Source organism: Pseudomonas ceruminis, assembly GCF_021602025.1.
Lineage (GTDB): Bacteria > Pseudomonadota > Gammaproteobacteria > Pseudomonadales > Pseudomonadaceae > Aquipseudomonas > Aquipseudomonas ceruminis.
Window position 1 is genome coordinate 1 of sequence record NZ_BQHW01000107.1, and the last position, 253, is coordinate 253.

Below are 253 nucleotides of genomic sequence, written 5' to 3' on the forward strand. Positions count from 1 at the left end.
CTGCTTTTGCGAGTTAGGGGGCCGCTGAGCGGTGTTGTAAGTGATGGCTACTACGAGGTTGACCGGGCCCAGGCTGAGTTGTCTCCGGTAGTTTCCGGCTGGCGAGACAATGCCAAAAACGCGGAGAACGCAGCACTGGCCAACGCGTCGGCGATCACCAGTGTGTCAGGTAGGGTATCTAGAACAGAGGAAGGGTTTACGTCTGTCAGTGGTCAACTGACTCAACTGGATAACTCGATCGGCGACATCGGCG

At 56.9% G+C, this 253-nt stretch carries 1 protein-coding gene; it reads left to right on the forward strand.

The window, feature by feature from the left end; genetic code table 11:
* Nucleotides 1–253: hypothetical protein (locus L6D80_RS30025; RefSeq protein WP_236183120.1), on the forward strand; the 253-nt coding region annotated here is incomplete at both ends.